At 67.1% G+C, this 26,179-nt stretch carries 20 protein-coding genes; 16 read left to right on the forward strand and 4 right to left on the reverse strand.

The genetic code is table 11. The features are described 5' to 3' along the window. Positions 1-44: 44 nt before the first annotated feature. The gene (locus ACWV8V_RS15765) at positions 45-1,019 is read left to right on the forward strand and encodes a polysaccharide deacetylase family protein (protein ID WP_455900186.1); all 975 of its coding nucleotides are present in this window, start codon (positions 45-47) and stop codon (positions 1,017-1,019) included. A 9-nt stretch (positions 1,020-1,028) separates the two neighbouring features. Here the strand turns inward: ACWV8V_RS15765 and ACWV8V_RS15770 are convergent, their stop codons facing one another. Then, positions 1,029-2,633 (reverse strand): EAL domain-containing protein, encoded by a 1,605-nt coding sequence (locus tag ACWV8V_RS15770; RefSeq protein WP_455900187.1) that lies wholly within the window; start codon positions 2,631-2,633, stop codon positions 1,029-1,031. 298 nt (positions 2,634-2,931) lie between these two features. Between ACWV8V_RS15770 and ACWV8V_RS15775 the strand changes: the two genes are divergently transcribed. After that, complete coding sequence (locus ACWV8V_RS15775) at positions 2,932-3,705, forward strand: lytic transglycosylase domain-containing protein (RefSeq protein ID WP_455900188.1); 774 nt, start codon at positions 2,932-2,934, stop codon at positions 3,703-3,705. A 155-nt stretch (positions 3,706-3,860) separates the two neighbouring features. Beyond that, a complete protein-coding gene (locus tag ACWV8V_RS15780; protein WP_455900189.1) occupies positions 3,861-5,945 on the forward strand; it encodes an SMP-30/gluconolactonase/LRE family protein in 2,085 nt (694 codons plus the stop codon). A 6-nt stretch (positions 5,946-5,951) separates the two neighbouring features. Here ACWV8V_RS15780 and ACWV8V_RS15785 read toward each other — a convergent pair whose 3' ends face one another. Beyond that, on the reverse strand, positions 5,952-6,326 hold the full coding sequence (locus ACWV8V_RS15785) for a YciI family protein (RefSeq protein WP_455900190.1): 375 nt from the start codon (positions 6,324-6,326) through the stop codon (positions 5,952-5,954). Positions 6,327-6,515: 189 nt separating this feature from the next. On the opposite strand from ACWV8V_RS15785, the gene ACWV8V_RS15790 reads away from it, so the two are divergent. The 11 genes from ACWV8V_RS15790 (at position 6,516) to ACWV8V_RS15840 (ending at position 17,916) form a co-directional block, all read left to right on the forward strand. Then, positions 6,516-6,935 (forward strand): YciI family protein, encoded by a 420-nt coding sequence (locus tag ACWV8V_RS15790; RefSeq protein ID WP_259261694.1) that lies wholly within the window; start codon positions 6,516-6,518, stop codon positions 6,933-6,935. A gap of 27 nt (positions 6,936-6,962) precedes the next feature. Continuing rightward, positions 6,963-7,385: a VOC family protein gene (locus tag ACWV8V_RS15795; protein ID WP_455900191.1), complete on the forward strand. Its 423-nt coding sequence runs from the start codon at positions 6,963-6,965 to the stop codon at positions 7,383-7,385. Between the two features lie 71 nt (positions 7,386-7,456). Then, a complete protein-coding gene (locus ACWV8V_RS15800) occupies positions 7,457-8,719 on the forward strand; it encodes an RNA polymerase sigma factor (protein WP_346467240.1) in 1,263 nt (420 codons plus the stop codon). A gap of 133 nt (positions 8,720-8,852) precedes the next feature. Further along, complete coding sequence (locus ACWV8V_RS15805) at positions 8,853-10,010, forward strand: hypothetical protein (RefSeq protein ID WP_455900305.1); 1,158 nt, start codon at positions 8,853-8,855, stop codon at positions 10,008-10,010. Further along, on the forward strand, positions 10,001-11,101 hold the full coding sequence (locus ACWV8V_RS15810) for a hypothetical protein (protein ID WP_121042405.1): 1,101 nt from the start codon (positions 10,001-10,003) through the stop codon (positions 11,099-11,101). Before ACWV8V_RS15805 ends, ACWV8V_RS15810 begins: the two co-directional genes overlap by 10 nt. Before the next feature lie 103 nt (positions 11,102-11,204). Further along, complete coding sequence (locus ACWV8V_RS15815; RefSeq protein WP_259261699.1) at positions 11,205-11,873, forward strand: hypothetical protein; 669 nt, start codon at positions 11,205-11,207, stop codon at positions 11,871-11,873. A 16-nt stretch (positions 11,874-11,889) separates the two neighbouring features. Next, positions 11,890-13,533 carry a CsgG/HfaB family protein gene (locus tag ACWV8V_RS15820; RefSeq protein WP_455900192.1) on the forward strand — a complete coding sequence of 548 codons (1,644 nt, stop codon included), beginning with the start codon at positions 11,890-11,892 and terminating at the stop codon, positions 13,531-13,533. Between the two features lie 90 nt (positions 13,534-13,623). Then, positions 13,624-15,273, forward strand: coding sequence for a M28 family metallopeptidase (locus tag ACWV8V_RS15825; protein ID WP_455900193.1), 1,650 nt, complete (start codon positions 13,624-13,626; stop codon positions 15,271-15,273). A gap of 246 nt (positions 15,274-15,519) precedes the next feature. Continuing rightward, a complete protein-coding gene (locus tag ACWV8V_RS15830) occupies positions 15,520-16,779 on the forward strand; it encodes a histidine kinase (RefSeq protein ID WP_259261701.1) in 1,260 nt (419 codons plus the stop codon). Further along, positions 16,769-17,542, forward strand: a complete 774-nt coding sequence (locus tag ACWV8V_RS15835; protein WP_121042416.1) for a LytR/AlgR family response regulator transcription factor — start codon at positions 16,769-16,771, stop codon at positions 17,540-17,542. Before ACWV8V_RS15830 ends, ACWV8V_RS15835 begins: the two co-directional genes overlap by 11 nt. Before the next feature lie 29 nt (positions 17,543-17,571). Next, the gene (locus ACWV8V_RS15840; RefSeq protein ID WP_259261702.1) at positions 17,572-17,916 is read left to right on the forward strand and encodes a hypothetical protein; all 345 of its coding nucleotides are present in this window, start codon (positions 17,572-17,574) and stop codon (positions 17,914-17,916) included. Between the two features lie 39 nt (positions 17,917-17,955). Here ACWV8V_RS15840 and ACWV8V_RS15845 read toward each other — a convergent pair whose 3' ends face one another. Further along, the gene (locus ACWV8V_RS15845; protein WP_026070179.1) at positions 17,956-18,570 is read right to left on the reverse strand and encodes a hypothetical protein; all 615 of its coding nucleotides are present in this window, start codon (positions 18,568-18,570) and stop codon (positions 17,956-17,958) included. A 318-nt stretch (positions 18,571-18,888) separates the two neighbouring features. Between ACWV8V_RS15845 and ACWV8V_RS15850 the strand changes: the two genes are divergently transcribed. Then, positions 18,889-19,806, forward strand: a complete 918-nt coding sequence (locus ACWV8V_RS15850; RefSeq protein ID WP_455900194.1) for an oxygenase MpaB family protein — start codon at positions 18,889-18,891, stop codon at positions 19,804-19,806. 983 nt (positions 19,807-20,789) lie between these two features. Here the strand turns inward: ACWV8V_RS15850 and ACWV8V_RS15855 are convergent. Beyond that, positions 20,790-22,907, reverse strand: a complete 2,118-nt coding sequence (locus tag ACWV8V_RS15855; protein ID WP_455900195.1) for a M13 family metallopeptidase — start codon at positions 22,905-22,907, stop codon at positions 20,790-20,792. Between the two features lie 325 nt (positions 22,908-23,232). Between ACWV8V_RS15855 and ACWV8V_RS15860 the strand changes: the two genes are divergently transcribed. After that, entirely contained in the window at positions 23,233-26,157 is a 2,925-nt protein-coding gene (locus ACWV8V_RS15860) for a bifunctional diguanylate cyclase/phosphodiesterase (RefSeq protein ID WP_455900196.1), read from the forward strand. Positions 26,158-26,179: the final 22 nt, after the last annotated feature.

The following is a 26,179-nucleotide window of genomic DNA, read 5'->3' on the forward strand; positions in this document are numbered from 1 at the left end:
ACCCGGCGCTATGCTGGGGCCGGGTATCGCGATGGGAGCAGCGGGTGCGCAAGGGATTCTTTCGATGGGGTGTACTGGCACTGCTGTGCCTGGCCGGTATCGCACACGCGGCGGAGCCGGAGCGGCGCATCGCGCTGACCATCGACGATCTGCCCTGGCAGCGTCTGGACGAACGCGCAGAGCCCGCGCTTGCCGCGCGCCATGCGCAGTTGATCGCGGCCCTGAAGCAGGCCGACGTGCCGGTGGTGGGCTTCGTCAATGAGGTCAAACTCGAGGTGGATGGACGGGTGCAACCTGCGCGCGTGCAGATGCTGCGCGACTGGCGCGATGCCGGGTTCGAGCTGGGCAACCACACGTTCGGCCATGTCGATCTGCATGCGATCGGGCTGGCCGCGTATGAGCAGGACATCCTGCGCGGTGAGGTGACGCTGCGCCCGTTGCTGGCCGAGACCGGGCAGGCACCGCGCTGGTTCCGGCACCCGTATCTGCGTGCCGGGCAGTCCCCGGAAGAACGTGCTGCGCTGGGCGTATTCCTGCAGCAGCATGGCTACCGGATCGCGCCGGTAACGGTCGACAACAGCGAGTGGATCTGGGCGTTCGCGTACGACCGGGTGCGTGATACCGAGACCGATCCGGTCGCGCGTGAGGCCCGCCTGCGCCAGCTGCGCCGCGGCTACGTGCCGTACATGCTCAACAAGCTGGACTACTACGAGCAGCAGGGGCAGCAGCTGCTGGGCCGGCTGCCTGCACAGGTGTGGTTGATCCACGCCAATGCGCTCAGCGCGGACTGCGTGGAAGAACTGGTCGCAGCCACGCGCCGGCGCGGCTATCGCTTCATCACGCTGGAGGACGCATTGCAGGATCCGGCCTACCAGCATGCCGATGGCTACAACAGCGCCGGGGGCATCAGCTGGATCCAGCGCTGGGCCATGGCCGAGAACAAGCCGAAGGCGTTCTATGCTGGCGAGCCGCAGGTACCGGCGTGGGTGATGACGCTGGCGGGGCTGGAGGCCGAATAGACAGTCGGCTCAGCCGGGTTCGTCGTTGCCGGGCTTCTGCATGTCTTCCGGCGCCTGTCCGTACTGCTGCTTGCGCTGCTGGTGGAAGGCCACGAACTCGTCCGGCGGCAGTGCCTTGGAGAACAGCCAGCCCTGCCCGAACTCGACCTGGCGCGCCTGCAGGTAGGCCAGCTGCGCGGGCGTTTCCACGCCTTCGGCCACGGTGAACAGCCCCAGCGTCTTGGCCATGTCGATGATGTGCGAGGTGACCGGACTGGTGGCGCTGTCGGTCCCGATCGCATCGATGAACGACTTGTCGATCTTCAGCGCATCCAGTGGCAGTTGCTGCAGGTACTGCAGGCTGGAATAGCCGACACCGAAATCATCGATTGCCACGCAATGACCGATGCGGCGCGCGTTGGCCAGGCTGGTACGCGCACGGCGGATGTCGATGAAACCGCGCTCGGTCGCCTCCAGCCAGATCTGCTGGGGATGGATGCCGGTGCCCTGCAGTTTGGCGCTCAGTACCTTCAGCGCCCGTCCGCTGCTGACATCCTCGGCGGCCAGATTGATCGCGATGTGTGCGGTGCGGTCCTGTATCAACAGCTCGCGCATGTCGGCGATCACGTGATCGATCACCTGGTCGGTCAATGCCTCGATCAATCCCGCCTCTTCGGCCAGAGGAATGAACAGGTCCGGCCGCACCAGGCTGCCGTCGGGACGGCGCCAGCGCACCAGCGATTCAGCGCCCACGCAGATGCCGGTGTCCAGCTCGATGATCGGCTGGTAGTGCATGAAGAACTCGCGCCTGCGCACGGCGGTGGCCAGCTCACCGCGCAGCGAGAGCCGCCGCCGCGACAGCCAGATCACGCCGCCGATCACCGCCAGCGCACCGAGCACACCCAGCGGAATGAACTGCCAGATCTGGTGGCGGAAGGCCGCCACCAGGTCGGTGCGCGGCGCCGTCGCGACGGCCAGCCATTCCTGGTCCTGCGCGGTGGCATACAGCGTCTGCCCTTCGATACCGCTGGCCGGGTCGCGCAGCAGCCGCTGCAGCAGCGCCTGGTCCTGGATGTCCTGCTGCGCGATCAGGCGCCCGTCGGGGCTGGCGACGGCCAACCGCACATTGGGGTCGGCGATCACGTCGACCAGCCGCGCCGGGTCGATCAGGATGTCGTAGCGCCCGTAGCTCAGGGCCATCAGCGGCTGCTGGTTGCTGCCGGCCAGCGGCTGCACGCCCAGCGTGATGCCGGCACCTTCGGCGGTCACGTACGTCGGCGTGGGCTGCACGATCTCGGCGTCCATCGGTCCCCAGGAGGTGCAGATCAGCCGGCCGTTCTCGAAGTAGCTCACCTGCTCGGCCGAATGGGTGCTCATCACCAGACGGCGCATCAGCCGCAGGTGCTCGGGTGAGCAGGCCTGCAGCGGGCTCTGCTCAAGCTCGCGCAGGGTGTCCAGCGCACCTTCGTATGACCGGTGTGCCCGCTGCAGCGTGCGCTCGGCAGTGGTCTGCAGGCGCACCTGCTCGGACTCGCTGACCCGGCTCCAGGTGAAGTACAGCACGGTGGCGATCGGCACCAGGGCACCGAGCAGGGCCAGCAGGATGGTGACGGCGATGATCCGGGCGCGGTTCAAGCAGATCTCGATGCCTCGTCGAAAGGGGGTTCCATGGCAGCCCGGCGGGCCAGGGCGGTCGCGGCCCCGAGCCGCTATATGACCATCAGTGCGCGGGGATTGAAACCAGGGCGGTGGGATGCCGCCCGGCGAGGTGGCTTGGCCGACGACGGAGCGCGGACGAAACCGGCCGTTTCCGTCACCCTTCCCTGCCGCCGGACACTCTGGTCGCGCGGGTGATCAGCCCGGTATTCACCTTCGGTTCGCGCCCCCGGCCGGATGATCGCGCCGCACCCTTCCGTGCCCCGCTCCGAGCCTGATGAATCCGACCCTGCCTGCCGCGTTGGCCCTGGTGTCGTTGCTGCTGCCTGGCCTGGCATCGGCGCGCACGGTCTATCGCTGCGTGCAGAGCAACACGGTCAGCCTGGCCACCGCCCCCGAGCCGGGCTCCAAGTGCACCCCGCAGCAGATCGACGACAACGCGGTGCAGACCCCCAACCTGTGGGGCAACATGGGCATCTTCAGCGGCACCCTGTACGAACGTGAGCAGGACGGTGCACTGGTCTACTCCACCCGCAACCTGCCGGGCTCGCGGGTGTTCCTGAAGTTCACCGTCGCCACGCCACCCGGCGAGCCGGCGCACGAAGGCCTCGGCAAGGTCGGCGCGCCGCAGTTGAACCGGCACGCCAAGCAGTTCAGGGCGGCAGCCAAAGCCACCGGGGTGGATGATGCCTGGCTGCGCGCGATCGCCCATGCCGAGAGCAATTTCGATGCCGGTGCGATCTCGCCCAAGGGCGCGCAGGGCGTGATGCAGCTGATGCCCGATACCGCGACCGAATACGGCGTGGCCGATCCGCTCTCGGCCGAGCAGTCGATCAGTGGCGGCGCGCGTTACATGAAGGCCTTGCTGCGCCGCTACAAGGGCGACCGTGTGCTGGCCGCCGCGGCCTACAACGCCGGGATCGGTGCGGTGACGCGCTACAAGGGCGTGCCGCCGTATGCCGAGACGCTGGCCTATGTGGAAAAGGTCAGCGCGTTGTACGTGCGCTACCGCGAAGCGATGGGGTTCAAGGTGGAGACGCCGGCGAAGTAGGGGCGGTGCTTCAGGGCGGTTCGTCCTTCCTTGGCGACAGTCCCGATTGAAACCGGAACGTGGCATCCACACACATCGCTGTCGCCGTGCAGGGTTTGCAGGCACGCTGCGAGCGGCTAAGGTCGTGTCCCGAACAGCAGCAGGCAAGGACAGCGATGACGCGCGGACGATGGACGATGGTGGTGCTGATCGCCGCCCTGATGGCGGCAGCGTTGGCCTGGACCTTCCTGCGCGAACCGGCGCCGCCGGCACCGCCACCGGGACCGGTGGCGACGGCTCTGGGCTGGACGCCGCAGATCAGCGTGCTGGCCGGCGACGGCGTCGGCGGCAGCACGGAAGGCCCTGCCGCCCAGGCGCGCTTCGCCGATCCGTACGGCCTGGCCGTGGACGCGCACGGCGTGGTGTACATCGCCGATGCCGGCGACAACAACCGCATCCGCCGCCTGCATCCCGATGGCCGCGTGGACACCCTGGCCGGGCAGGGCGAGGGCTGGCGCGATGGCGCTGCCCTGCAGGCGCAGTTCAACACGCCCTCCGCGATCGCGCTGGATGCGGCCGGCAACGTCTTCGTCGCCGATACCGGGAATCACGTGATCCGCCGCATCGCGGTGGACGGCACCGTGAGCACGCTGGCCGGTGATGGCCAGCGGGGCTTCGTCGATGGGCCGGCCGCGCAGGCGCGTTTCGATGGGCCGATGGGCGTGGCGGTGGACGCCAACGGCCGCGTGTACGTGGCCGATACCTACAACGACCGCATCCGCGTCATCGAACCCGATGGACGGGTGCATACCGTCGCCGGTGGTGAGCGCCCGGGGCTGGTGGAGGGCATCGGCGCGGCCACCCGCCTGGATACGCCGGTGGCGCTGGCGTTGGATCCGCAGGGCAATCTGCTGATCGCCGACCTGTTCAACAACGCGATCCGCCAGCTCGCGCCGGACGGCACGCTGAGCACCCGCGTGGCCGATGGCGGCCTGCTCAGTGGTCCGCTGTCGTTGGCGGTGACCCACGACGGGGTGATCTACGCCAGCGACATCAACGGCAAGGTGGTGCAGATCTCGGCGCAGGGTCATCAGCTGGCCTTGGCCGGCGTACCGCCGCAGCCGCGCTTCGCCCGGCCGACCGCGCTCGCGCTGGATGCCGACGGTGGGTTGTACCTGGCCGATGCCGCGTCCTACCGTGTGCACCGGCTGCATGCGCTGGCGGCAGGAGCGACCGCACCGCCTGCGCTGATCGGCCCGGCGCCGGACGCACCGTTGCCCAACACCGCTGGCCGCTGGCCGTTGGCTCCGCAGGATGGCTGGCATGAGGTGGTCGGCACGCTGGGTGAAGTGCGTGGCGACTTCAAGGGCGAGAGCCGCCACCACCTGCATGGCGGCTTCGATATCCGCGGTGATGTCGGCCAGCCGGTGCTGGCGATTGCCGATGGCAAGGTGGATACGCCGTTCGCGGCGTGGTCGGTCGGTGGCCAGGCCGAGGGGCTGTCACTGGGCCGGCTCAAGTACATCCACATGAAGGTCGGCCGCGATCCGCGCGACCAGCCGTTCGATGCGCGCTGGCAGCAGCTGTTCGGTGAGGACGGCAAGCTCGAGCGCGTCCGCGTGCGTCGCGGCACCCGTTTCGCTGCCGGTGAGGCGCTGGGCAGCATCAACCGGATGGCGCATGTGCACCTGAGCGTGGGCGCCAGCGGGTTCGAACGCAATGCGGTGGCGCTGGGCTTCACCGGCTATGCCGACACCTTCGCGCCGCGCATCACCGACGTGGCGGTGCTGGACGATCTGGATCAGCCGATCAAGACCGGTGCCGATGGCCGCGTTGCGATCCCCCGCCAGGGTCCTGGCGTGCAGATCGTGGTGGAGGCGTGGGACCAGGTGGACCGCAATCTGCCACGGCGCCGGCTGGGGCTTTACCAGGTCGGCTATCAGGTGCTGGATGCCCAAGGCCAGCCGTTGGCTGGCTACGAGCAGCCGCGCTTCAACATCGTGTTCAACCGGATGCCGCGCGAGGACAGCGCCACCCGGGTGGCCTACGCGCCGGACAGTGGCATCACCGTGCATGGCAGTGCGGTCACACGGTTCCGCTACCTGGTCACCAACACCGTGCGCGATGGGCTGGTCGAGACCGGGCGCTGGCAGCCCGATGCATTGCCCGCCGGCGACTACATCCTGCGTGGCAGTGCGCGTGACTACAGCGGCAATGAGGCGATCGGGCCGCGTGATCTGAAGGTCACGCTGCTGCCCTGAGCGGGATCAGGCGCCGACGCGCACGCGCTCAGCGTCCATGTTGGCCAGCGGCCGCACCTCGATGCTGCCGAAACGCGACCACGGGAACTGCTGGGCGATGCGCATCGCCTCGGCGTGGTCCGGCGCGTTGATGAGATTGAAGCCGGCCAGCAGCTCGTGGGTCTCGGCGAACGGGCCATCGGTGATCCGGGTCTGGCCCTGGCGCACGCGCACCGTGCGCGCGCTGTCCACCGGTTCCAGCTTCTGCGCCAGCACGAGGGTGCCCTCGGCCTGCAGCCTGTCCGCGTGCTGCAGGCAGTCGTGCATCAGGTGGTCGTATTCGTCGCTTGGCAGGGCCTGCAGCAGACCCTCGTCGATGTAGATCAGCAACAGGAATTGCATGGCCGGACCAGGAGGAGCGGGGGATACCGCATGATGCCTCAGCCCGCGCCCGTGACGTGTTGCAGCGCCGCAGCGGCGCCCCGTCCAGGGGCGGAAAAATAAATTCCTGCGGCGTGTCGATTTGCGCCCTCCTGGCACGTTGTATCCAGTGAACGGCCCGGGTTACGGGCTGGCACACAGGAGAACCCCGTGAAAGTCATGGTACTGGTCAAGGCAACTGCGGCTACCGAGGCCGGTCAACTGCCCACCGAGCAGGAGATCCGCGCCATGGGCGCCTACAACGAGCAGCTGGTCCAGGCCGGGATCATGCTGGCCGGCGAGGGCCTGCACCCGACCTCGCGTGCCCGCCGGGTGGCGTTCGGCAGCGAATCGCCGCGGGTCATCGACGGCCCGTTCGCTGACACCGGCGAGCTGGTCTGCGGGTTCTGGCTCTGGCAGGTGCGCTCGCTGGACGAGGCCACTGAATGGCTCAAACGCGCCCCGTTCGCGCCGGGCGATGTGGTCGAGCTCCGCCCGATTCTCAGTGCCGAGGATTTCGGCGCGGCCTTCACTCCTGAATTACAGGCGCAGGAACAGCGTCTGCGCGACCAGATCGGCACCGACGATTGACCCATCCCACATCCCTGGAGCATTCCCATGAAACTGATTCCGTTCCTTGGCTTCAACGGCAAGACCCATGAGGCGATGGCCTTTTATGCGCAGGTGCTGGGCGGCAAGGTCACCTCGGAAATGAAGTACCGCGATATGCCACCGATGGAAAGCCAGGAGGGCTGTGGCGAGATGCCGCCGGAAACGCTGGACCACGTCGCGCACAGCCAGCTGGAGGTGGGGTCGGCGATCCTGATGGCGGCCGATGGGCCATCTTCCGAGGGGCAGGGCAGCACTACGATCAACATCGAGGTCGACTCGATCGAAGAGGCCGAGCGCGTGTTCAATGCACTGGCTGAGGGAGGCGAGATCAAGATGCCGATCACCGAAACCTTCTGGGCCCATCGCTGGGGCTTTCTGATCGACCGCTACGGCAAGCCGTGGATGGTCAACTGCATGAAGCAGCCCTGAGCCCGGACGGGCGCGATGGCACCCCGCCGCGCAGCTTGTACCCGCCTCGCACCGGTGGTCTGATCAGCCGCATGGACACGGCACTGACGCAACGACTGGAGACGATCTGGCGCATGGAGTCGCCAGTGCTGACCGCCCGCCTGACCCGCCTGCTTGGCGGCGATGTCGGCCGTGCCGAAGAGCTGGTCCAGGACACCTGGCTGGCCGCGCTGGAGCGCTGGCCCAGCCAGGGCGTGCCGGACAATCCCGGAGCGTGGCTGATGACCACCGCGCGCAACCGCGCCATCGATGTGCTGCGCCAGCACCAGCGGGTCGCCGGCCAGCATGCGCAGTACGGCAGTGCGCTGGAGCCGCTGCCGTTGCCGGCGCCCGACGACAGCGGTGCGCTGGAAGACGATATCGGCGATGACCTGCTGCGGTTGATGTTCGTCGCCTGCCATCCAGTGCTGGCCGCCGATGCGCGCGTGGCATTGACGCTGCGGCTGCTCGGCGGGCTGACCACCGAGGAGATCGCGCGCGCCTTCCTGGCCCCGGAGCCGACCATCGCCCAGCGCATCGTGCGCGCCAAACGCATGCTGGCGCAGAAGCAGGTGCCGTTCGACGTGCCACGCCAGGCGGCGCTGCCGGAGCGGTTGGCCTCGGTGCTGGAGGTGGTCTACCTGATCTTCAACGAAGGCTATGCTGCCAGTGCCGGCGATGACTGGATGCGCCCGGCGTTGTGCGACGAAGCGCTTCGGCTGGGCCGCGTGCTGGCCAGCCGCCTGCCGGCCTGGCCGCAGGTGCAGGGTCTGCTCGCGTTGATGGAGCTGCAGGCATCGCGCACCGCTGCCCGCACCGATGCGACGGGTCACCCGATCCTGCTGCCCGAGCAGGACCGCACGCGCTGGGACTGGCTGCAGATCGCCCGTGGCCAGGCGGCCCTGCAGCAGGCGGTGGCGCTGGGCGGCAGCGAGGATCCCTATGTGCTGCAGGCCGCCATCGCCGAGTGCCACGCGCGGGCGCGCCGCGCCGAAGACACCGATTGGGCAAGGATGGCGGCGCTTTACGCGCGGCTTGCGCAGGTGCAGCCTTCGCCGGTGGTGGACCTCAATCGGGCCGTTGCCGTGTCGCGTGCGCAGGGAGCGGCGGCGGCCTGGCCGCTGGTCGAGCAGCTCAGCGCTGATGCGCGCCTTCGCGACTATGCGCCGCTGGCCGTAGTGCAGGGCGACCTGCTGGCCCAGCTGGGCCGTGCGGCCGACGCACGGGCGGCGTTCGAGCGGGCAGCAGCGCTGACCGCCAACGGCCGCGAACGCGCGCTGTTGCAGGCGCGCGCGGAGGCTCTGGCACAAGGCTGACGCAATCTCATCTTGTCGGTCTGCATGGTTGCGGCTATCGTTGCGCCCTTCACAAGCATGACTGGGGCTGACCCCCGGTCAGCAACCACAGGGACAAAGGCTGATGCCGTCAGGGAAGAAACCGCTACGCGCGATGCGCGCGTGGATGCTGCTGTGCGTGTTCCTCATCACCCCGTTCGCGCATGCGGCCGACAAGGTACAGCAGGCGTACTGGGCTGGCTTCGCCTATACCGGCGAGCAGGCTGCCCGCAGCGAGGTTGCGCCGCATAGCAGCCGGGTCATCGACCGGCGCGGTGCGGAGGCCTTGAACCACCAGCTCGCCAGTGCCCTGCGCCGCCAGCCGCCCGCCCACCTGCAGCTGATCAGCGACCAGCTTGCCAAGCTGGATGGCACCACCAGCGCCACCGTGCTCGCCGCGGCGCTGGACCGTGAACTGGTCTCGGTCGAGCCGATCGGCGACCAGTACAAGGTGCTGGTGGAGGTGGCACTGCAGGCGCTGTTCTTCGATTTCCGCGAGCGCCAGGTCATCGCCTCCTACCCGGTGACGCTGCAGCGTATCGACCTGCAGGACGACCGCCCGTCCGAAGGGGATATCGACGCGATCATCGCCGATCTGCTCTATGGCACTGCTGCCACCGCACTGCCGCAGGTACTCGCAGAGACCCTGGCCAACGCGCAGCTTCCCAACGCCTCGATGCGGCGGCTGCAGGTGGGTGGGGTGACGTTGTCCGAGGCGGCCCGGGTCAAGCTGCCCGACCCTGCGATGGAAGGCACGCTGCGCGCCACGCTGGCCCATGAGCTGTCCAAGACGCTGTCGTCCAACACCGGCATCGGCCTGTTGCCACCGGCCACCGGGGAAGCGATCGGCGGTGCGATGGCCGCGCGCTTTGCCGACGGCAAGGTGTACCAGCTCAAGATTCCCGAACCCGATTACGTGGTCACGCTGACGCTCGACGCAATGAAGAGCGGCGTCGTCAATGAAACCGCGGCCATGAAGACGATGCTGTTCGGCGCGTTCTTCCAGGTAAAGGTGACCGAGCCCTTCTCCGGCAAGGTGTATTTCGACCAGCCCCTGCGCAAGGGTGCCACCAAGGTGGTGCCGGTCACGCAGTGGCGGGTGGACCAGTGGTCGGCCAACTACGAAACCGTGTTGGCCGGCTTTGATGCGTTCGCTGGCGCTGCTGCCAAACGGGCGGATTCGCGCGCCTGGCTGGATGAGCAGAAGCCGGGCGGACGCCCCCTGCAACAACAGATCCAGGCCCTCCAGGAGTTGATCAAGTCATGTCGTTGATTCGTGCTGTACTGCTGATTCTCATTGCATTGATGGTCACCGCGCCGGTCGCGGCGCAGACCGCCAGTTCCCGCGGCATGGGCTCGGCCAGCTATGGTCTGCGCCTGAGCGCCGATACCCGTGCCCAGGCCCTGAACAAAGCCAAGGTCAACGCACTGGAAGCCTATATCGCCGAATCGGGCGCGGCCAAGCTGCGCCTGTTCGAGTCGCGCCGTCCGGAGTTCATCGGCGAGATCGACCGCTTCGTGCTCTCCACCGTGACCCTGTCGGAGAACGAGGACAAGAAGGCCAAGACCTACACGATCAGCGTTCGCGCCGAGATCAACACCACGCTGCTGCAGACCAAGCTGGATGCCGGCTCGGCCGTGGCCGGCGCACGCAGCAACGAACGCTCGCTGCTGACCTTCCTGTTCATGGCGCGCTCGCAGGACACCGTGCAGTCGTTCCAGGACAAGGAATACCGCCGCGTTGACGCCAGCCGCAGCTATGACGAAAACACCCGCGAAGGCGACTCCTTCCGTGGCAACTCGGTCAGCACCAACGGCAGCGTCAACCAGAACGCCTCGGTGTCGGTGACCAGCGGCGGCAGCACCACTGCGCGCAGCGACACCATCAGCTGGAAGGTGGCCAACGCCGCCGAGGTCAACACCGCGATGACCGGTGCCTTCAGCAGCGCCGGCTACGAAGTGGTTGAAGCGGAGTACGTCGAAGGCGAAAGCGGCGGCCTGCTCAGCATCGATCGCATCCGCAAGGATTTCAGCACCGGCAACGACCTGTCTGCCGCCACCCTGCGTGATACCGCCAACGGCATCCGCGCCGCGAACATTCCGTACATCGCGGTCGGCACCCTGGATATCGGCATGCGTGACCGCGATCCGGCCTCGGGCAATACCCGCGTGTACGTCACGGTGACCGGCAAAGTGCTGGACGTGACCGGCCGCTTCCCGCGCACCGTCTCTTCGGTGGGCCCGGTGCAGTACGCCGGCCTGGGCCCGAACGAAACCGTCGCCCGTACCAATGCGTTGCGCGAGGCTGCCGAACAGGCCGCCCAGCAGATGATCAACGAGCTGAACGTCAAAGCCGTTCGTTGACGCCGTGCGGCGAACATCGGTGCGCCGCCCGCCCCATTGCCTCCAGATCGTTTTTTTCGCCCGTGCCTGCACGGGCGTTCTTCCCTCACACAGGACCCATCCCATGATCCGTACTACCGTCATCGCACTCGCCATCGCTGCCTCCTTCGCCGCGCCCGCGCATGCTCAGTTGAGCAAGCTCAAGGGTCTGGTCGGCGGCGCGACCGCCACCGAAGCCAGCGCCGCCGGCGCCCCGGACGAAGCCGCGCAGGACGCACTGGTGCGCCGTTTTGTCGCGTCGCAGTCGCATTCGCTGGCCGCGCAGACCTCCTTCGCCAAGGCCTTCGGTCTGGCCGAGCAGGTGCAACTGCTGGAAGCCGAGCGTCAGGCGCTGTCGTCCGGTGCGGTGGACGTGAGCAAAATGAAGAAGTCCGTGTCGGTCAGCGAAGCCGCCCAAGCGGCGATCGATGAGCGCGTTGCCGCGCAGCCGGAACTCAGCGCCGAATCCAAGCAGTACTACACCGAAGGCCTGGTCTCGCTGATCGCCTCGGCGGCTGAAGGCCAGAAGCTGAGTGGCGAAGCCAGCAACTTCGCCGGTGGCATGAAGAACCTCGGCGCGGCACAGATGGCCACGCTGGGCCGCAAGCTGGTCGCCGGTGCGTGGGTCGCCAAGGAATCCCCGGGCTACCTCAAGGGCCTGTACGACACCTCCAAGTCGGCGATGACGTTCGCCCGCGCCAGCAAGATCAAGGTGCCGGGCAATGCAGATGCGATGCTCGACGGCCTGAACTGATCCGGGACGGCCACGCATGCAGATGTCTACCCGACTGCTGAGCCTGGCCATCGCCGCTACCCTGCTTGCCGCGTGCGGCAAGCAGGAGGCGCCGGTGGACGAGGTTGCCAGCAAGACTGAATCCAAGGTGCTTTCGGCTGCGAATGCCGACACCGAGCCGTTGCGCGGTACGCCTGATTTCGGCGGCACCACCCAGGTCGCGCGGGAAGCCGACGGTATCGGCAGCACGCCGGAACTGGCTGTACTGGCTGCGCTGCAGTCGGCCGTGGCGCAGGTCAACGGCGTCCGTGTCGCCAGCCAGATGCAGACGCTCCGCGCCGGTCTGGATGTCGATGTCGACGGTCACCACGTCGGCAACCTCCAGGCCAATGCCTTCGCCCAGCAGGCGATCGCGGCGTCGCAGGGAGCCGTGCTGGGCTACGAAATCCTCTCGCAGGAGGAAATCCGTCAGATTGATGAGGAAGTGATTGAACGCGTGCGGGCCAGCGATGCCGGCTTCACGTACGCCGCCTCGGCGTCGGCCAGTGGCTCGGCACAGGCGCAGGCCGACGCGAGCGGACAAGGCGGTTCGGCTTCGGCCAGCGTCAAGCAAAGCTACAAGGAAAGCGCGAAGGTCGATGCCAAGCGGGGGGCGAGTTCGTACGAGTCCGACGTCAGCCATCGCACCATGCGCAGTTACTGGAAGGTCCGCATCCGTGCCGACATCGCCAAGTACCGCGCACCGGACGAGCAGGGCCGGCCGAAGATCGTCGTCGCCCTGCCGCACGTCCGGTCGGGTAGCTATGCCGTCGGCGATGGCCGGGTAAGCAGCGAAGAGGTGGCGCGTGCCATCCGTGCACGCCTGTCCGACACGCTGACCCAGACCAAGCGTTTCATCGTGCTCGATCGTGAGTTCGGCGATGAAATGCAGGCCGAGATCGATCACATCAACAGCGGCAACGTGCGCCTGCAGGACACCGCACGCCTGGGCCAGCAGCTGGCGACGGATCTGATCCTGATTCCGAGCATCGAGCGTTTCGAGTACCCGCGCAGCGTGCGTCAGCTGCGCATGTCCGATCGCCAGGTGAGCTCGTACTCCGGCGGCGGTCGCATCACGTTGCGGCTGATAAACGCGGCCACCGGTGAAGTGGTGATGTCCGACAGTTTCGACCACCAGTTGGCCTCGACCGGGCCGAGCACGCTGCCGCGTGTGGTGGACGGCAAAGGCATGGCCGCGACGATGATGGATTCGCTGTCCGGCCAGATCGGGACCGCGATCATCACCGAGATCTTCCCGGTCTCGGTCGTATCGTTGAGCGGTGACCAGGTGGTGCTGAGCCAGGGCGGCGACGCGCTGCAGGTCGGCCAGCGCTGGCAGGCGGTGATGCTGGGCGAGGCCCTGAAGGACCCGCAGACCGGCCGCTCGCTGGGGCGCAATGAGACCCCGTGCTGCACGATCCGCATTGATCGCGTTGCCGCGCAGACCTCGTACGGGACGCTGGAAGAAGGTGCGGATCTCGGCGGCGCAGGCTTCCGCCCGGGTGCCATTGAACTGCGCAAGCAATTGGGTGCGGTGAAGCCAGCCACGACCGCTGCGGCGCCGTCGGGTAGCGGCAAGGCACCGGTCCGTGCCGCCAAGCCTGCCGCGGCGGCCAAGCCGGCAGAAGATCCGAACTGGTAAACGATGGCGCCGGGCCTTGGCCCGGCGCCTGTCCAGCCGCGGCATCGCCTACACTCGGGGTCCAGGTTTGGTCCCGTTGTGGAGAGAGCGATGAAGCGAGTAGTACTGAGCGTGCTGGCCCTGTCGGTGTCTGGCGCCCTGATGGCGGCGACGCCCAAATTCGACGGCGCGCGGATCTCCGCCGACGTCAAGGAGCTGGCCTCCGATGCCTACGAAGGCCGCTCGCCGGCCACGGCCGGTGAAGAAAAGACCATCGCCTTCCTGAGCAAGCAGTTCGCCGCGGCCGGCCTGCAGCCGGGCGGCGACCTCAAGGACGGCAAGCGCCTGTGGACACAGGCCGTGCCGCTGCTCAAGGGCGATATCGTCGGCACCCCGAGCCTGTCGCTGAGCAGCAAGGGCACGCCGCAGACGCTGAGCCAGGGCAAGGAAATCGCCGTGCGTGCCGCCATGAACGGTGCCAGCGAGGTGGACATCAAGAACGCGCCGCTGGTCTTCCTGGGCTACGGCGTCAAAGCCGGCGAGCGCAACTGGGACGACTTCAAGGGCGTGGACCTGAAGGGCAAGATCGCGGTCGTGCTGATCAACGACCCGGACTTCGAAACCGGCCAGGGCGATTTCGACGGCAAGGGCATGACCTACTACGGCCGTTGGACCTACAAGTACGAAGAAGGCGCGCGCCAGGGCGCCCTGGGTGTGCTGATCGTGCACGAGACCGCACCGGCCTCGTATGGCTGGGCCACCGTGGCCGGCTCCAACACCAACACCATGTTCGACGTGGTCCGCGACAACCCGGCCGAAGCGCATCCGCTGCTGGAAGGCTGGATCCAGCGCGATCTGGCGGTGGAACTCTTCAAGCGCTCGGGCCTGGATTTCGAGGCGCTGAAGAAGCAGGCGCAGACCCGCGACTTCAAGCCGGTCGAGCTGAAGGGCGAGACCTTCTCGGCCAAGTACGCGGTCAAGACCGAGGTGATCACCTCGCACAACGTGGCCGCGCGCCTGGAAGGCAGCAAGCATCCCGACGAGACCGTGATCTACAGCGCGCACTGGGATCACATCGGCGTGGGCAAGCCCGACGCCAACGGCGACACCATCTTCAACGGTGCGCTGGACAACGCCAGCGGCACCGCCTCGCTGGTCGAGCTGGCGCGCGGCTTCGCCAAGGCCAAGCGTCCGGAGCGTTCGGTGCTGTTCCTGGCCGTCACCGCCGAGGAAAAGGGCCTGCTCGGCTCGGAGTACTACGCCAGCCACCCGCTGTATCCGCTCGGCAAGACCGTGGCGCTGATCAACATGGATGGCATGGCGCCCTTCAGCCCGTCGCGTGATTTCGGCATCTACGGCTCGGCCAAGCTGGAACTGCTGGACCAGCTCAAGGACGTCGCCAAGGACTGGGACATCCGCTACACCCCCGATCCGAAGCCGGAAGCCGGCCTGTTCTTCCGCTCCGATCACTTCCCGTTCGCCAAGCGCGGCGTGCCGGCGGTGTCGTACTCGGCGGGCCAGGATTGGGTGGAAGGCGGCGTCGCCGCTGGCAAGGCGGCGTCGGATGACTACACCGCCAAGCGCTATCACCAGCAGGGTGACGAGTGGCAGCCGGACTGGACCTTCGCCGGTGCCTCGCGCGATCTGGAAGTGCTGTACACGCTGGGCAACCAGCTGGCCAACTCGCGCGCCTGGCCGAACTGGAGCGAAGACTCCCAGTTCCGCGCCCCGCGTGACGCCAGCGCCGCCGAGCGGAAGTAAGAGCGGGTCCGGCCGGTATCGCCGGCCGGACCCCCAACCCGGCGCCATGCCAAGCGTGGCTGGCAGTCCCGGATCCCGATGTAGAGCCACGCCATGCGTGGCTTCGCGATCCCGGAACGACCGCCAGCCACCCATGGGGTGGCGCTACGCGGCTTCGTCCCCCCAAACGCCGCCTTCGTCGCATGCCGCTTGTTCCCCGTGGCGGCAGGGCTATGCTCGCCTCACTCCCTATGTGATGACGCCGCCGTGTTCGCCAGCCTCTCCCTGATCTTCCGCATTCTGTTGGCCTGGGCCGCCGCCATCGTGGTGGCGGGGTTCGTCTGGAGTGGCTTCTTCCATGGCATGGACGAAGGCCCCGGCTGGGTGTTCGGCTTGCTGGCGCTGTTCGTGATGGTGACGGCCCTGGGCAGCTGCATCGCCCATATTCGCCGGGTCCAGCATGCGGCCGGGCGCCTGGACGCGGCCACCCTGTCCAGCCGCCAGCGGCGCCAGATCGAGGTCCCAATGGATGCGGGCCCCGCCTTCGCCTTGGTCGAAGCCGCCATCGCCGAGCTGCCGCGGGTGGAAGACATCGAAAGCGCTCCGGGCAGCCTGCAGGTCCGTGCCTACGTACGCCGCGTGGATCCCTACAACGGCCGCCCACCGTCCCGCTGGAACCTGCCTGCGCGGCTGGCGATCAAGCGCAACAGCGTGCTCGCCACGGTCACGCCGGGGCAGGGCACCTGCAGCGTGACGCTGCTGTTCGAGCCCGATGCCGGCGTATGGGCCGATCTGCTCGCCGTCGACGAAGGCAGCAACCATGAGAACGCCGAAGCCGTCGGCCGTGCGATCACCCGCCGCGTGGCCGAGCAGCGCCGCGACGAGCAGGCCGCCGCCGAGCAGACCGCGACCGAGAAGGAACTGTCGGTGGCCAAGCTCAACCTGCTGCATGCCCAGGTCGAGCCGCACTTCCTCTACAACACCCTGGCCAACGCGCAGGTGCTGACCCGCACCGACCCGCCGCGCGCCGACCAGATGCTGGGACACCTGATCCAGTACCTGCGCAGCTCGCTGCCCAGCGTGGACGAATCGATGTCCACCCTGGGGGTGGAGCTGGAGCGCACCCAGGCCTACCTGGAAATCCTCAAGATCCGCATGGGCGCGCGCCTGGCCCTGCAGGTGGATGTGCCGCCGGCACTGACCAGCGTGCCGCTGCCCTCGATGGCCCTGCAGACCCTGGTCGAGAATGCGATCAAGCACGGGCTGGAACCCAAGCCGGGCGGTGGCACGGTATGGATCATCGCGCGCGCTTTCGAGGACCATGTCACCCTCACCGTGGCCGACGATGGCCTCGGCTTCGGGCAGGGCACCAGCGGTACCGGGATCGGCCTGAAGAACCTGCGCGAGCGCCTGCGCCTGACCTGCGGTGAGCGCGCCGGCGTGGCCATCGTGTCCAATTTCCCCAGCGGCGTGGCAGCGACCATTACCCTGCCGCGCGATGCCCGAGAGGCGATCCATGCAGCTTGATGCCCTTATTGCCGAAGACGAAGACCTGCTGCGCCAGTCGCTGGTAGCCCAGCTGCAGCGGTTGTGGCCCGAGCTGCGGCTGGTGGCCGAATGCGAAGACGGCGCGAGCGCGCTGGAGCGCCTGGCCGAGCTGAAGCCGGACCTGGCCCTGCTCGACATCCGCATGCCGGGCATCACCGGCATCGAGGTGGCCCGCGCGCTTCCCGAGATCAGCCCGCGCACCCAGGTGGTGTTCGTCACCGCCTACGACCAGTATGCGATCGATGCCTTCGAACAGGGCGCGATCGACTACCTGCTCAAGCCGGTCAGCGATGAGCGTCTGCTCGCCACGCGCGAGCGGATCCTGGCCCGCATGCAGCTGGGCCGACCGGACAGCGGGATGCTCGAGCAGCTGCTGCAGCGCCTCGGCAATCAGCCCGCCGCCGCCTCAAGCGCGCCGCCACTGGCCTGGATCACGGCCAGCAACGGACGCGACACGCAGCTGATCATGCTCGAAGACGTGATCTACTTCCGTGCCGACAGCAAATACACCACGGTGGTCACCGAGCAGGGTGAAAGCCTGCTGCGCACCTCGCTGCGCGAACTGCTCGACGCACTCGATCCACAACGGTTCCGCCAGATCCACCGCTCCACCATCGTGAACATGAAGGCGGTCGCCGCGGTCACCCGCGATGACACCGGCCGCGGCCAGCTGCGATTGAAGCATCGCGCCGAAGTGCTCAACGTCAGCCAGCCCTTCATGAGTCTGTTCCGCGGGATGTAACGCGCCTTCTCTTTCGTCTGGAGCCTGCCATGCGTATCGCCGTTGTCGCCAGTCTCTGCGTGTTGATGCTGGCTGCCTGCCAGCAATCGAGCAACACCTCCGTCACCCGCATCCGCGCCAACGGCGTGGATACGCTGTACAGCAAAACCACGGTCGACAACGGCGTAGCCAACTTCGACTGCATCGCCAGCAGCAGCGGCCGCTGCCATTACCTGGTGCTGGATGCGCGCTGCGCAAAGGACACCGACTGCCCCTATCCGCCGTTGCACCGGTTGGCGGTGGCGGTGGGCAAGACCGAGCAGATGGCCGGGCTGCCGGCGGGGTTCCAGCACTGCGTCAGCGCCGTCCAGAAAGAACAATGCCACCGTGAGTGATCACGGTGGCATCGTGGCTCCCCCCTCATTTCGATAGGGTCAGAACGCGGGCTGCAGATGCAGGTTGGTGCCGTTGGGCTGCTCGCCGACATGGTTGAGCTGACCCACCAGTTCGGTGTGCTGCTTCATCCGGCCGATCTCGCGCATGATGCGGATGTCCTCGTGGCGCAGCTCGCGCTTGGCGCTCACGGCCTGCTTGTAGTCCAGCACTTCCGGGTAATGCTGGGCCATGTCCAGCGCCTCGGCTACACACTCCACGGTGTCCGCATCGGACGTGATCCGGGCGCGGCTGTTGAAGGCCTTCATCCAGCGCTCGAAGCCGGCGGTGTGATCGAACATGTTGGCCATGAACCAGATCACGAACAGGATCGACACCCATGAGCCGAACACGATCACCACGCGGGTGAAGGTGATATGGAAGTCATCCTTCCACAGGTAATTGCTGATCAGGCCGAGGATGAGCAGCGATGACGCCTGCCAGCCAACGATGGAGGCCATCAACCACTGGCCCTTGGCCTTGGCGAGCACCGCGACTTCCTCGCGGATCTGCTGTTCACTCTTGTTACGCCAATGCGCGACCTGTTTTTCAAACGGGCTGCTGTACAGCTCGTTGTCCTGCAACAGCAGACCCAAACCTTTGAACAAAGCGATCATGACGAGCTCCTTCTGGAACGTGCGGCAGCGCATTGGACGACGTTGTGGCACGTCCAGTTCTAGCACTTTCACCGCGCTTGGCAATGGGCAAAGCGCAAAGATCCGGCGTCATTCCTGCCTGAATGGGCAACCTCGCAGCGGATTTGCGCACTGCGACACGTAAATCGCCGGGTAAATAGGCGTCGGACGTGTGTTCCCATGCTGCATCTGCACAATGTACAGCGCGGCGGCGACAGCGTCCTCGCCAGCCCCGGCGGTATCACGCAGAATTGACGCATCCGCGCGAAATGCCGGTCCGCACCGCCTTTGGTACTGCTGATGTCCTCCCTGTTGCGTTCGCTTGCCCGCCCCGCCACCGCCCCGATCCGCCGCTGGGTGCTGGGTGCCTTCCCCCGCGGCCAGAGCGGGATCGACTACGACCACCCGCTGGGCGACCCCGGCTGGTTCGGCCCGGACAGCATCACCTGGCGCGTGCACGCTGAATTTCCAGGGATGCTTGCCGGTGGCCTGTGCGCGTTGATGCTGCAGACCCTGCACCCGCTGGCCCTGGCCGGCGTGTACGACCACTCCAATTTCCGCGATGACCTGGTCGGCCGCCTGCGCCGCACCACCGCATTTGTCGCGGGCACCACCTACGCACCGACGGCGGAAGTCGAGGCGCTGATCGACAAGGTGACCCGCATCCACGCACAGGTGCGCGGACACACGGCGGACGGTCGTGCCTATTCCGCCGACGATCCGGCGCTGCTGACCTGGGTGCACGTCACTGAGGCCTACGGCTTCCTGCAAGGCTGCCGGCGGTATTGCCGCGATGTGCCCACGGCGGTCGCCGATCAGTATTACCGCGAGTACAAGCGTGTGGCCGAGGCGCTCGGCGCCACCGATGTGCCCGCCTCGGAAGCGGAGGTCGACGCGTACTTCGCGCGCCAGCAAGGCGAGCTGGTGTTCGATGCCCGTTCGCAAGAGGTACTGGCGGTGTTGTCCGGCATCCGCTTGCCGGTACCGATGGCGGGGTTGTCGCGCGAGCTGTTCCTGGGTGCGGGCGCGGCGCTGTTGCCGGACTGGGCGACGACGATGCTGGCGCGCACGCCGATGCAGCGTGCGCAGTCGCGGGCGTCTGCCGTGATGCTGAGGGGCATGGCGCCGCTGTTCCGGCGTGCACTGCAGGATGGCCTGGCGACGCGCGCATGCACCCGGATGGGTCTTCCTGCCAGCGTGCTTGCTGACTGGCCCTGAAGCGGTAGGTACCGACCGTTGGTCGGTAATCGCGAGTGCCTGTGTCTGATGGTTGGGTCGGGCACGTGCAGGCTTCCGGGACCCGCTGCAAGTACGTCCCTGTAAGCTCGTATGCCGCCATCCATGGCGGCAGACGGTCCCTCCAGCCTGCACGTGCCCGCCCCCCGACACTTGGCTGGTGGCCATGCTGAGATCAAAAGCCGGCAAGCGGAGCTGAGCGGCATCGCGGAATAGCAGCGCTGCAGAAGCGCGGAGCAGTAGGGCTAAGCAGCAGACTGAGTAGCAGTGCCAACCAGTGGATCAGAGTGGCGATGCTGGGCAGCTAAAGAGCTAAAGAGCTAAAGAGCTAAAGAGCTACACGGCTAACAGCTGAACAGCTAAACAGTGAAGCAGCACAGAAGTGCGGAGGAGCAAAGCGGAGCAGCAAAGCAGAGCGGCAAAGCAGAGCGGCAAAGCAGAGCGGCAAAGCAGCAGAGCACAGCAGCAGAGCACAGCAGCAGAGCACAGCAGCAGAGCACAGCAGCAAAGCGGCGCTGTGTTGCTCGACGAAGCCGAGCAGCAAAACTACAGAACGAATCTGGGTAGCAAAACAAACGTACTCACTGTCGCAGCTGCGGAGCCAGCGCCAGCTTTTCCCCATGCGCACCAGCCCACTGTCAGAGGGTGGGCATGGGTGGGGTGGCGGGACCGTATGCCGCCATGGATGGCGGCATACGAGCTTATTTGGGTGAAGGCGCATTGCTTGCGAGGCACTGCCTCGCATGCGACTGAACGCACAGCCGCCAGCGGCTGGGCCGGGCCGCGGAGCGGGACTTGCAGCGGGTCCCGACACCCCACCCATGCCCGCCCAGTTCAGAGAAGCCGCAAACCCCAGCCGTTGCTCTGCTCCAGCTCTGCAGCTCTGCAGCTCTGTAGCTCTGTAGCAAAAAAAACGGGCGCCGAAGCGCCCGTTCTTTCATCTCAGCAAAGCGCGATGAAAAACCTCACCACACCTTGACCCGCTTCTCCGGCGCCAGATACAGCTTCTGGCCCTCCTTCACCTCGAAGGCCGGATACCACGCATCCAGATTGCGCACCGTCAACGCACGGAACTGCCCCGGCGCATGCACATTCGTCAACAGCGAATTACGCAACGCCTGCTCACGCGCCTTGCTCCGCCACGCCTGCGCAAAGCCCAGGAAGAACCGCTGATCCGGCGTAAAGCCCTCCAGCGTCTGCCCCGGCTTGCCCTGCAACGACAACTGATATGCATCGTACGCCGTCGACAGACCCGCCACGTCCGCAATGTTCTCGCCCAGCGTCAAACGACCATTCACCGACACCCCCGGGAACGGACTGTAGCTGCTGAACTGCGCCGCCAGCGCATCACCGGCCGCATCGAACTTCTTCAGATCTTCCGCCGTCCACCAGTTCTGCAGCTTGCCCGTCTCATCGAACAACGCACCGGCATTATCGAAACCGTGGCTGATCTCATGGCCAATGACCGCACCGATCGCACCGTAGTTCACCGCATCATCGGCCGCACCGTCGAAGAACGGCGGCTGCAGGATCGCAGCCGGGAACACCAGACGGTTTTCCAGCGGCACGTTCATCGCATTGATGGTCTGCGGCAGCATCGCCCACTCGCTGTGGTCCACCGGCTTGCCCAGCTTGGCGATGTTGCGGCGGTACTCGAACAGCTCCGCACGCTCGGCATTGCCCAGCGCGTCATCGCGCTTGATCTCCAGGCCCGTGTAGTCACGCCATTTGTCCGGGTAACCCATGCCCACGGTCAGGCCATCGACCTTGGCCTTGGCGCGCGCCTTGGTCTGCGGCGACATCCACTCGAGTGCATCGATGCGCTTGGCGAAGGCCGCGATGATGTTCTTGGCCATCTCGTCGGCACGGGCCTTGGTGGCCGGGTCGAAATGACGCTCGACGTACACCTTGCCGATGGCTTCGCCGACGGCATGGTTGCTGTCATCCACCGCACGCTTCCACCGCTCGCTTTGCTGCGGCGTGCCGTTGAGGGTGGTGCCGTGGAAAGCGAAGCGCGCATCGGCGAACGACTTGGGCAGGTACGGGGCGGCGCGGTCCAGGGCATGGAAGGCGAGGTAGTCCTTCCAGACTTCCAGCGGCTCGGTCGCGACCAGGCGCGAAATGCCGGCCACGGCCTTGGGCTGCCACACGATGAAGTCCTGCTGGGCATCCAGGCCGGCCGAGGCCAGGAAGGCGCTCCAGTCCATACCCGGCGCCTTGGCGCTCAGGTCGGCCTGCTTCCAGGCGTTGGCGCCCTTGGCGACGTCGTTGGTGTCTTCCTGGGTGGCGTGCGCCTGGGCGATCTTGGTCTCCAGCGCGAGGATGCGCTGGGCCTTGGCCGCCGGATCGGCGACGCCGGCCAGCTGCAGCACTTTGGCGATATACGCCTGGTACTGCTTGCGGATCTCGGCCATGCGGCCGCCCTGCAGGTAGAAGTCGCGGTCCGGCAGGCCCAGGCCACCCTGCACCAGGTACGGCGCGGTGCGGTCCGGCTGCAGCAGATCCACCGAGACCCACACGCCGAACAGGCGGTCGGTGTAGAAGTTGGTGGCGTTGAGCAGGTCCACATCGGCGCGCAGGGTGCCGCCCAGGGCGGTGGCCAGCGCGGCCTTGTCGCCGATGCCCGCGATGGCGTCCAGTGCCGGCTTGACCGGGGCGGCGCCGCGCGATTCGATGCCGGTCTCATCCATGAAGGCAGCGTAGTAGTCGCCGATCAGCTTGGTCTCGCCCTCGGCCTTGGTATCGGCTGCGGCGCCTTCGAGGATCGCGCGGGTGTCGGCCAGGGTCTTTTCGGAAATGACGTTGAAGCTGCCGTAGCTGGAGCGGTCGGCCGGAATCTCGGTGTTCTTGACCCAGGTGCCGTTGGCGAACCCGAAGAAGTCATCGCCTGCGGCAACGCTGCGGTCCATGCCGGCGGCATCGAAGCCGAAGCTGCCCAGCTGCGGCGTGGGCGCGGCCGGTTCAGCCGGCGCCGTCTCGGGGGCAGCGGCCGGTGCGGTGGGTTCGCGGTCGCAGGCCGCCAGGCCCAGCGACAGGCTGGCGGCAATGGCGAGCATCAGGGTGGGGCGACGCAGCTTGGACATGGACCTTCTCGGCAACGGAAACGTCCAAGTCTAATCCCGTCCCGGGCGCGTGGTTATGCCGGCTCCGGCGGCTTCGCCTGCCGGTTGTGGCAGCCCTCGGGTTTGTCAACGCGGCCGGGCATGTCGTCCTCTTCCCGTGCCGCGCGCGCTGGTGCATGCTGGGCCGGCCGGGGTTCGCACGGGGGTCACTGGCACCCGTGTGAAGATCCAAGCGTCAAGAATCCCGGGTGTCGGCCGCTCAGGTTTGGGGAAGCCAGGAAGCGCTACAGATGAAATCAGCCCGTCGGTGTACGAGAGCGTTGCGGTGCCCGCGTTGAGCCGTGCCATGGCACGGCCATTGCGGACGATCGTGTGGCTGGGGGTTTCCCTGGGCGTGCTGCTGGCGATCGGGCTGGTGGCGATGCTGACCAACGACTATCAGCGTCGACAGGAGGCTGCGCAGCGGCAGAGCTCGGCGCTGGCGACCGGGGCCCAGCGCCTGCTGCGGCTGGAGCTGCGCAATCTGGAGCGGGCCATGCAGGGCATTGCCGAGGATGGCGCGCTGCTGTTCCGGCGGGTACCGTCCCAGGCGCCGGATCTGCTCGACGACGCCATCAGTGGCGTGCTGCAGCGGCATGCCGAGCTGCACAGCATCGTGGTGGCCGACCAGCACGGGCGCGCGCTGACCAGTGGCAGCGGCGATCTGCAGCTGCCGTTGTGGGCGGTGGAGGACAATCGTGGCAGCAGCAGCCAGCTGTACATCGGCCCGCCACAGGCACAGGACGCTTCACGCTGGGTGCTCCCGCTGGCGCTGCGCATGGGCGAGGACCGCTGGCTGCTGGCGCGCCTGCGCACCGATGAGCTGCACTCGATCATCAGCGGCATGGACACCGGCGAAAGCGGGGTGGTCTCGATCACCGACCGCTACGGGTATGTCCTGGCGCGCAGTCCCGATCCCGCTGGCGTGGTGGGGCATCGCTTCGGCCTGAGCAAGCGCGAGCTGCTGCGCCGTGACGCGCTGACGCCGCTCGGCACCGAGACCAGCGGGGTCGATGGCATCGAGCGGATTTCCAGCCTGAGTACGCTGGCGCAGTACCCGCTTGCGGTCTATACGGGGTTGGGGCGCCGCGATGTGCTGGCGGCCTGGTGGCCCTATGTACAGGCCTCGATCGGGGTGTACCTGCTGTACTGGATGCTGTTCGGGGCGGTCTATGTCAGCCTGCGCCGGGCCACCCGCGATCAGGACAGCCTGACCGAGGAACTGCGCACCGGCCACGCCGAGCTGCGCATGGCCCACCAGGTGGGCAAGGTCTGCACCTGGTACGTGGACGAGGATGCCTGCCTGCTGCGCTGGTCGCCGCTGGCGCGGGAGATCTTCGATGTGGAGATCGACAGCCTGCCGGTCGCCGACTTCTTCGCCCGCATCCACCATGAAGACACCGCCCGCATGCAGGTGGCCTTCGATGCCGCGTTTGCCGGCAACGGCGTCCTGGATGAAATGTTCCGTCTGGTGCTGGCGGGCGGTGCGATCCGCTGGGTCTCCGCGCGTGGCCAGCGCGTGGCCGTGGTCGATCGCGAGCGGCGCATGATGGGGGCACTGACCGACGTCAGCGAACGGGTGGACGCGCTGGCCCGTGCGCAGCAGGCCGAGCGCCAGTTCCGCCTGCTGTTCGACCGCAACCCGGCACCGTTCTGGGTGTTCGATCCGGACACGCTGCGCTTCCTGGAGGTCAACGAAGCGGCCGTGCGGCAGTACGGCTACAGCCGCGATGAATTCCTGTCGATGAGCATCCTGGACATCCGCCCGCGCGAAGGCTGGGAGGAAATCCGCGGCGCCATCGCGCTGGCACGGATCGGCGATGTGGATGCGCAGGTGCGCCTGCACCAGCGTAAGGACGGCACGATCTTCGAGGTCCGCGCGCATCTGGCGCGGCTGGATTTCGACGGCCGCCAGGCGTGCCTGGTGCTGGCCGAGGACGTCAGCGAGCGGCTGGCCTACGAGCGCGATCTGGCGTACCACGCCACCCACAACCCGGCCACCGGCCTGCTCAACACGCGTGCACTGGCCGAGCAGCTGGACGAAGAGGGCGGCGCGTACACCATTGCCTACGTGCAGTTCCGTGGCCTGCAGCTGGTCTCCGATACGCTCGGCCGCGAGGTGGGCGATGTGGTGCTGCAGGCGATGGCCAAGCGTTTGGGCGGACTCGGTGTGCGCTATGGGCTGCTGGCGTTCCAGCCGGCAGAGGATTTCATCTTCGCCATCCGCGACGACCATCAGCGCCAGACCGCGCTGGATACGCTGGTGCAGACCGTGTCCGAGCCGGTCCGCGGGCAGGATTGGCTGCATCAGTTCGAGCCCCGTATCGGCGTGGCCGTGAAGTTCGACGGCGATGCCAACACGGCCGAACAGGTGATCGGCATGGCCGCGCAGGCCGCCCACGCCGCGCGCGACGAGGGCAACGTGATCGCGTGGTACGACAACACGGTAAGTTCGCGTCTTGCCGAACGGCTGCGCCTGGCCGGGCGCATCCACAGTGCCATCGACACCGAATTCGAGCTGTACTACCAGCCGATCTGCCATGCGGCCGACAGCACCCCGGCGGCGCTGGAGGCCTTGCTGCGCTGGCCGCAGGCCGATGGCAGCTTCATTCCGCCGGGCGAGTTCATCCAGCTGTGCGAAGACACCGGTCTGATCCTCGCGCTGGGCCGCTGGGTGATCCGCTCCGCTGCGCAGGCACAGCGCCAGCTGGTCGATGCGGGCTGGGACCTGCCGATCGCGGTGAATGTCTCGGCGGTGCAGTTCTTCAACAGCGACCTGGTGGCCGAGTTCACCCGCGCCAGCCAGGAGTTCGGATTGGCCCGAGGTGCGCTGCAGGTCGAGCTGACCGAGAGCAGCCTGATGCGTAAGCCCGGTCAGGCCAAGCAGACCATGCAGCGCCTGCATGAGCAGGGCATCTGCATCTCGCTGGACGATTTCGGTACCGGCTATTCGAACATGTCCTACCTGCAGCATCTGCCGCTGGACATCCTGAAGATCGACCGCAGCTTCGTGGCGGATGTGGAAACCAATCCGCGCAACGCCTCGATCTGCCGCGCGCTGCTGTCGCTGGGTCACAGCATGGGGCTGACCATCATCGCCGAAGGCGTGGAGACCCCCGGCCAGCATCAGTGGCTGGCCGCGCATGGCTGTGACCAGGTGCAGGGCTATCTGCTGGGTCGGCCGATGCCGTTGGCCAAGGTGATCGCGCAGTTGGAGTCGGTGGAGGCGTAGCGCCGGGCGCTGCCCGGGCGCC

The organism is Stenotrophomonas sp. Ker107b (assembly GCF_053847245.1).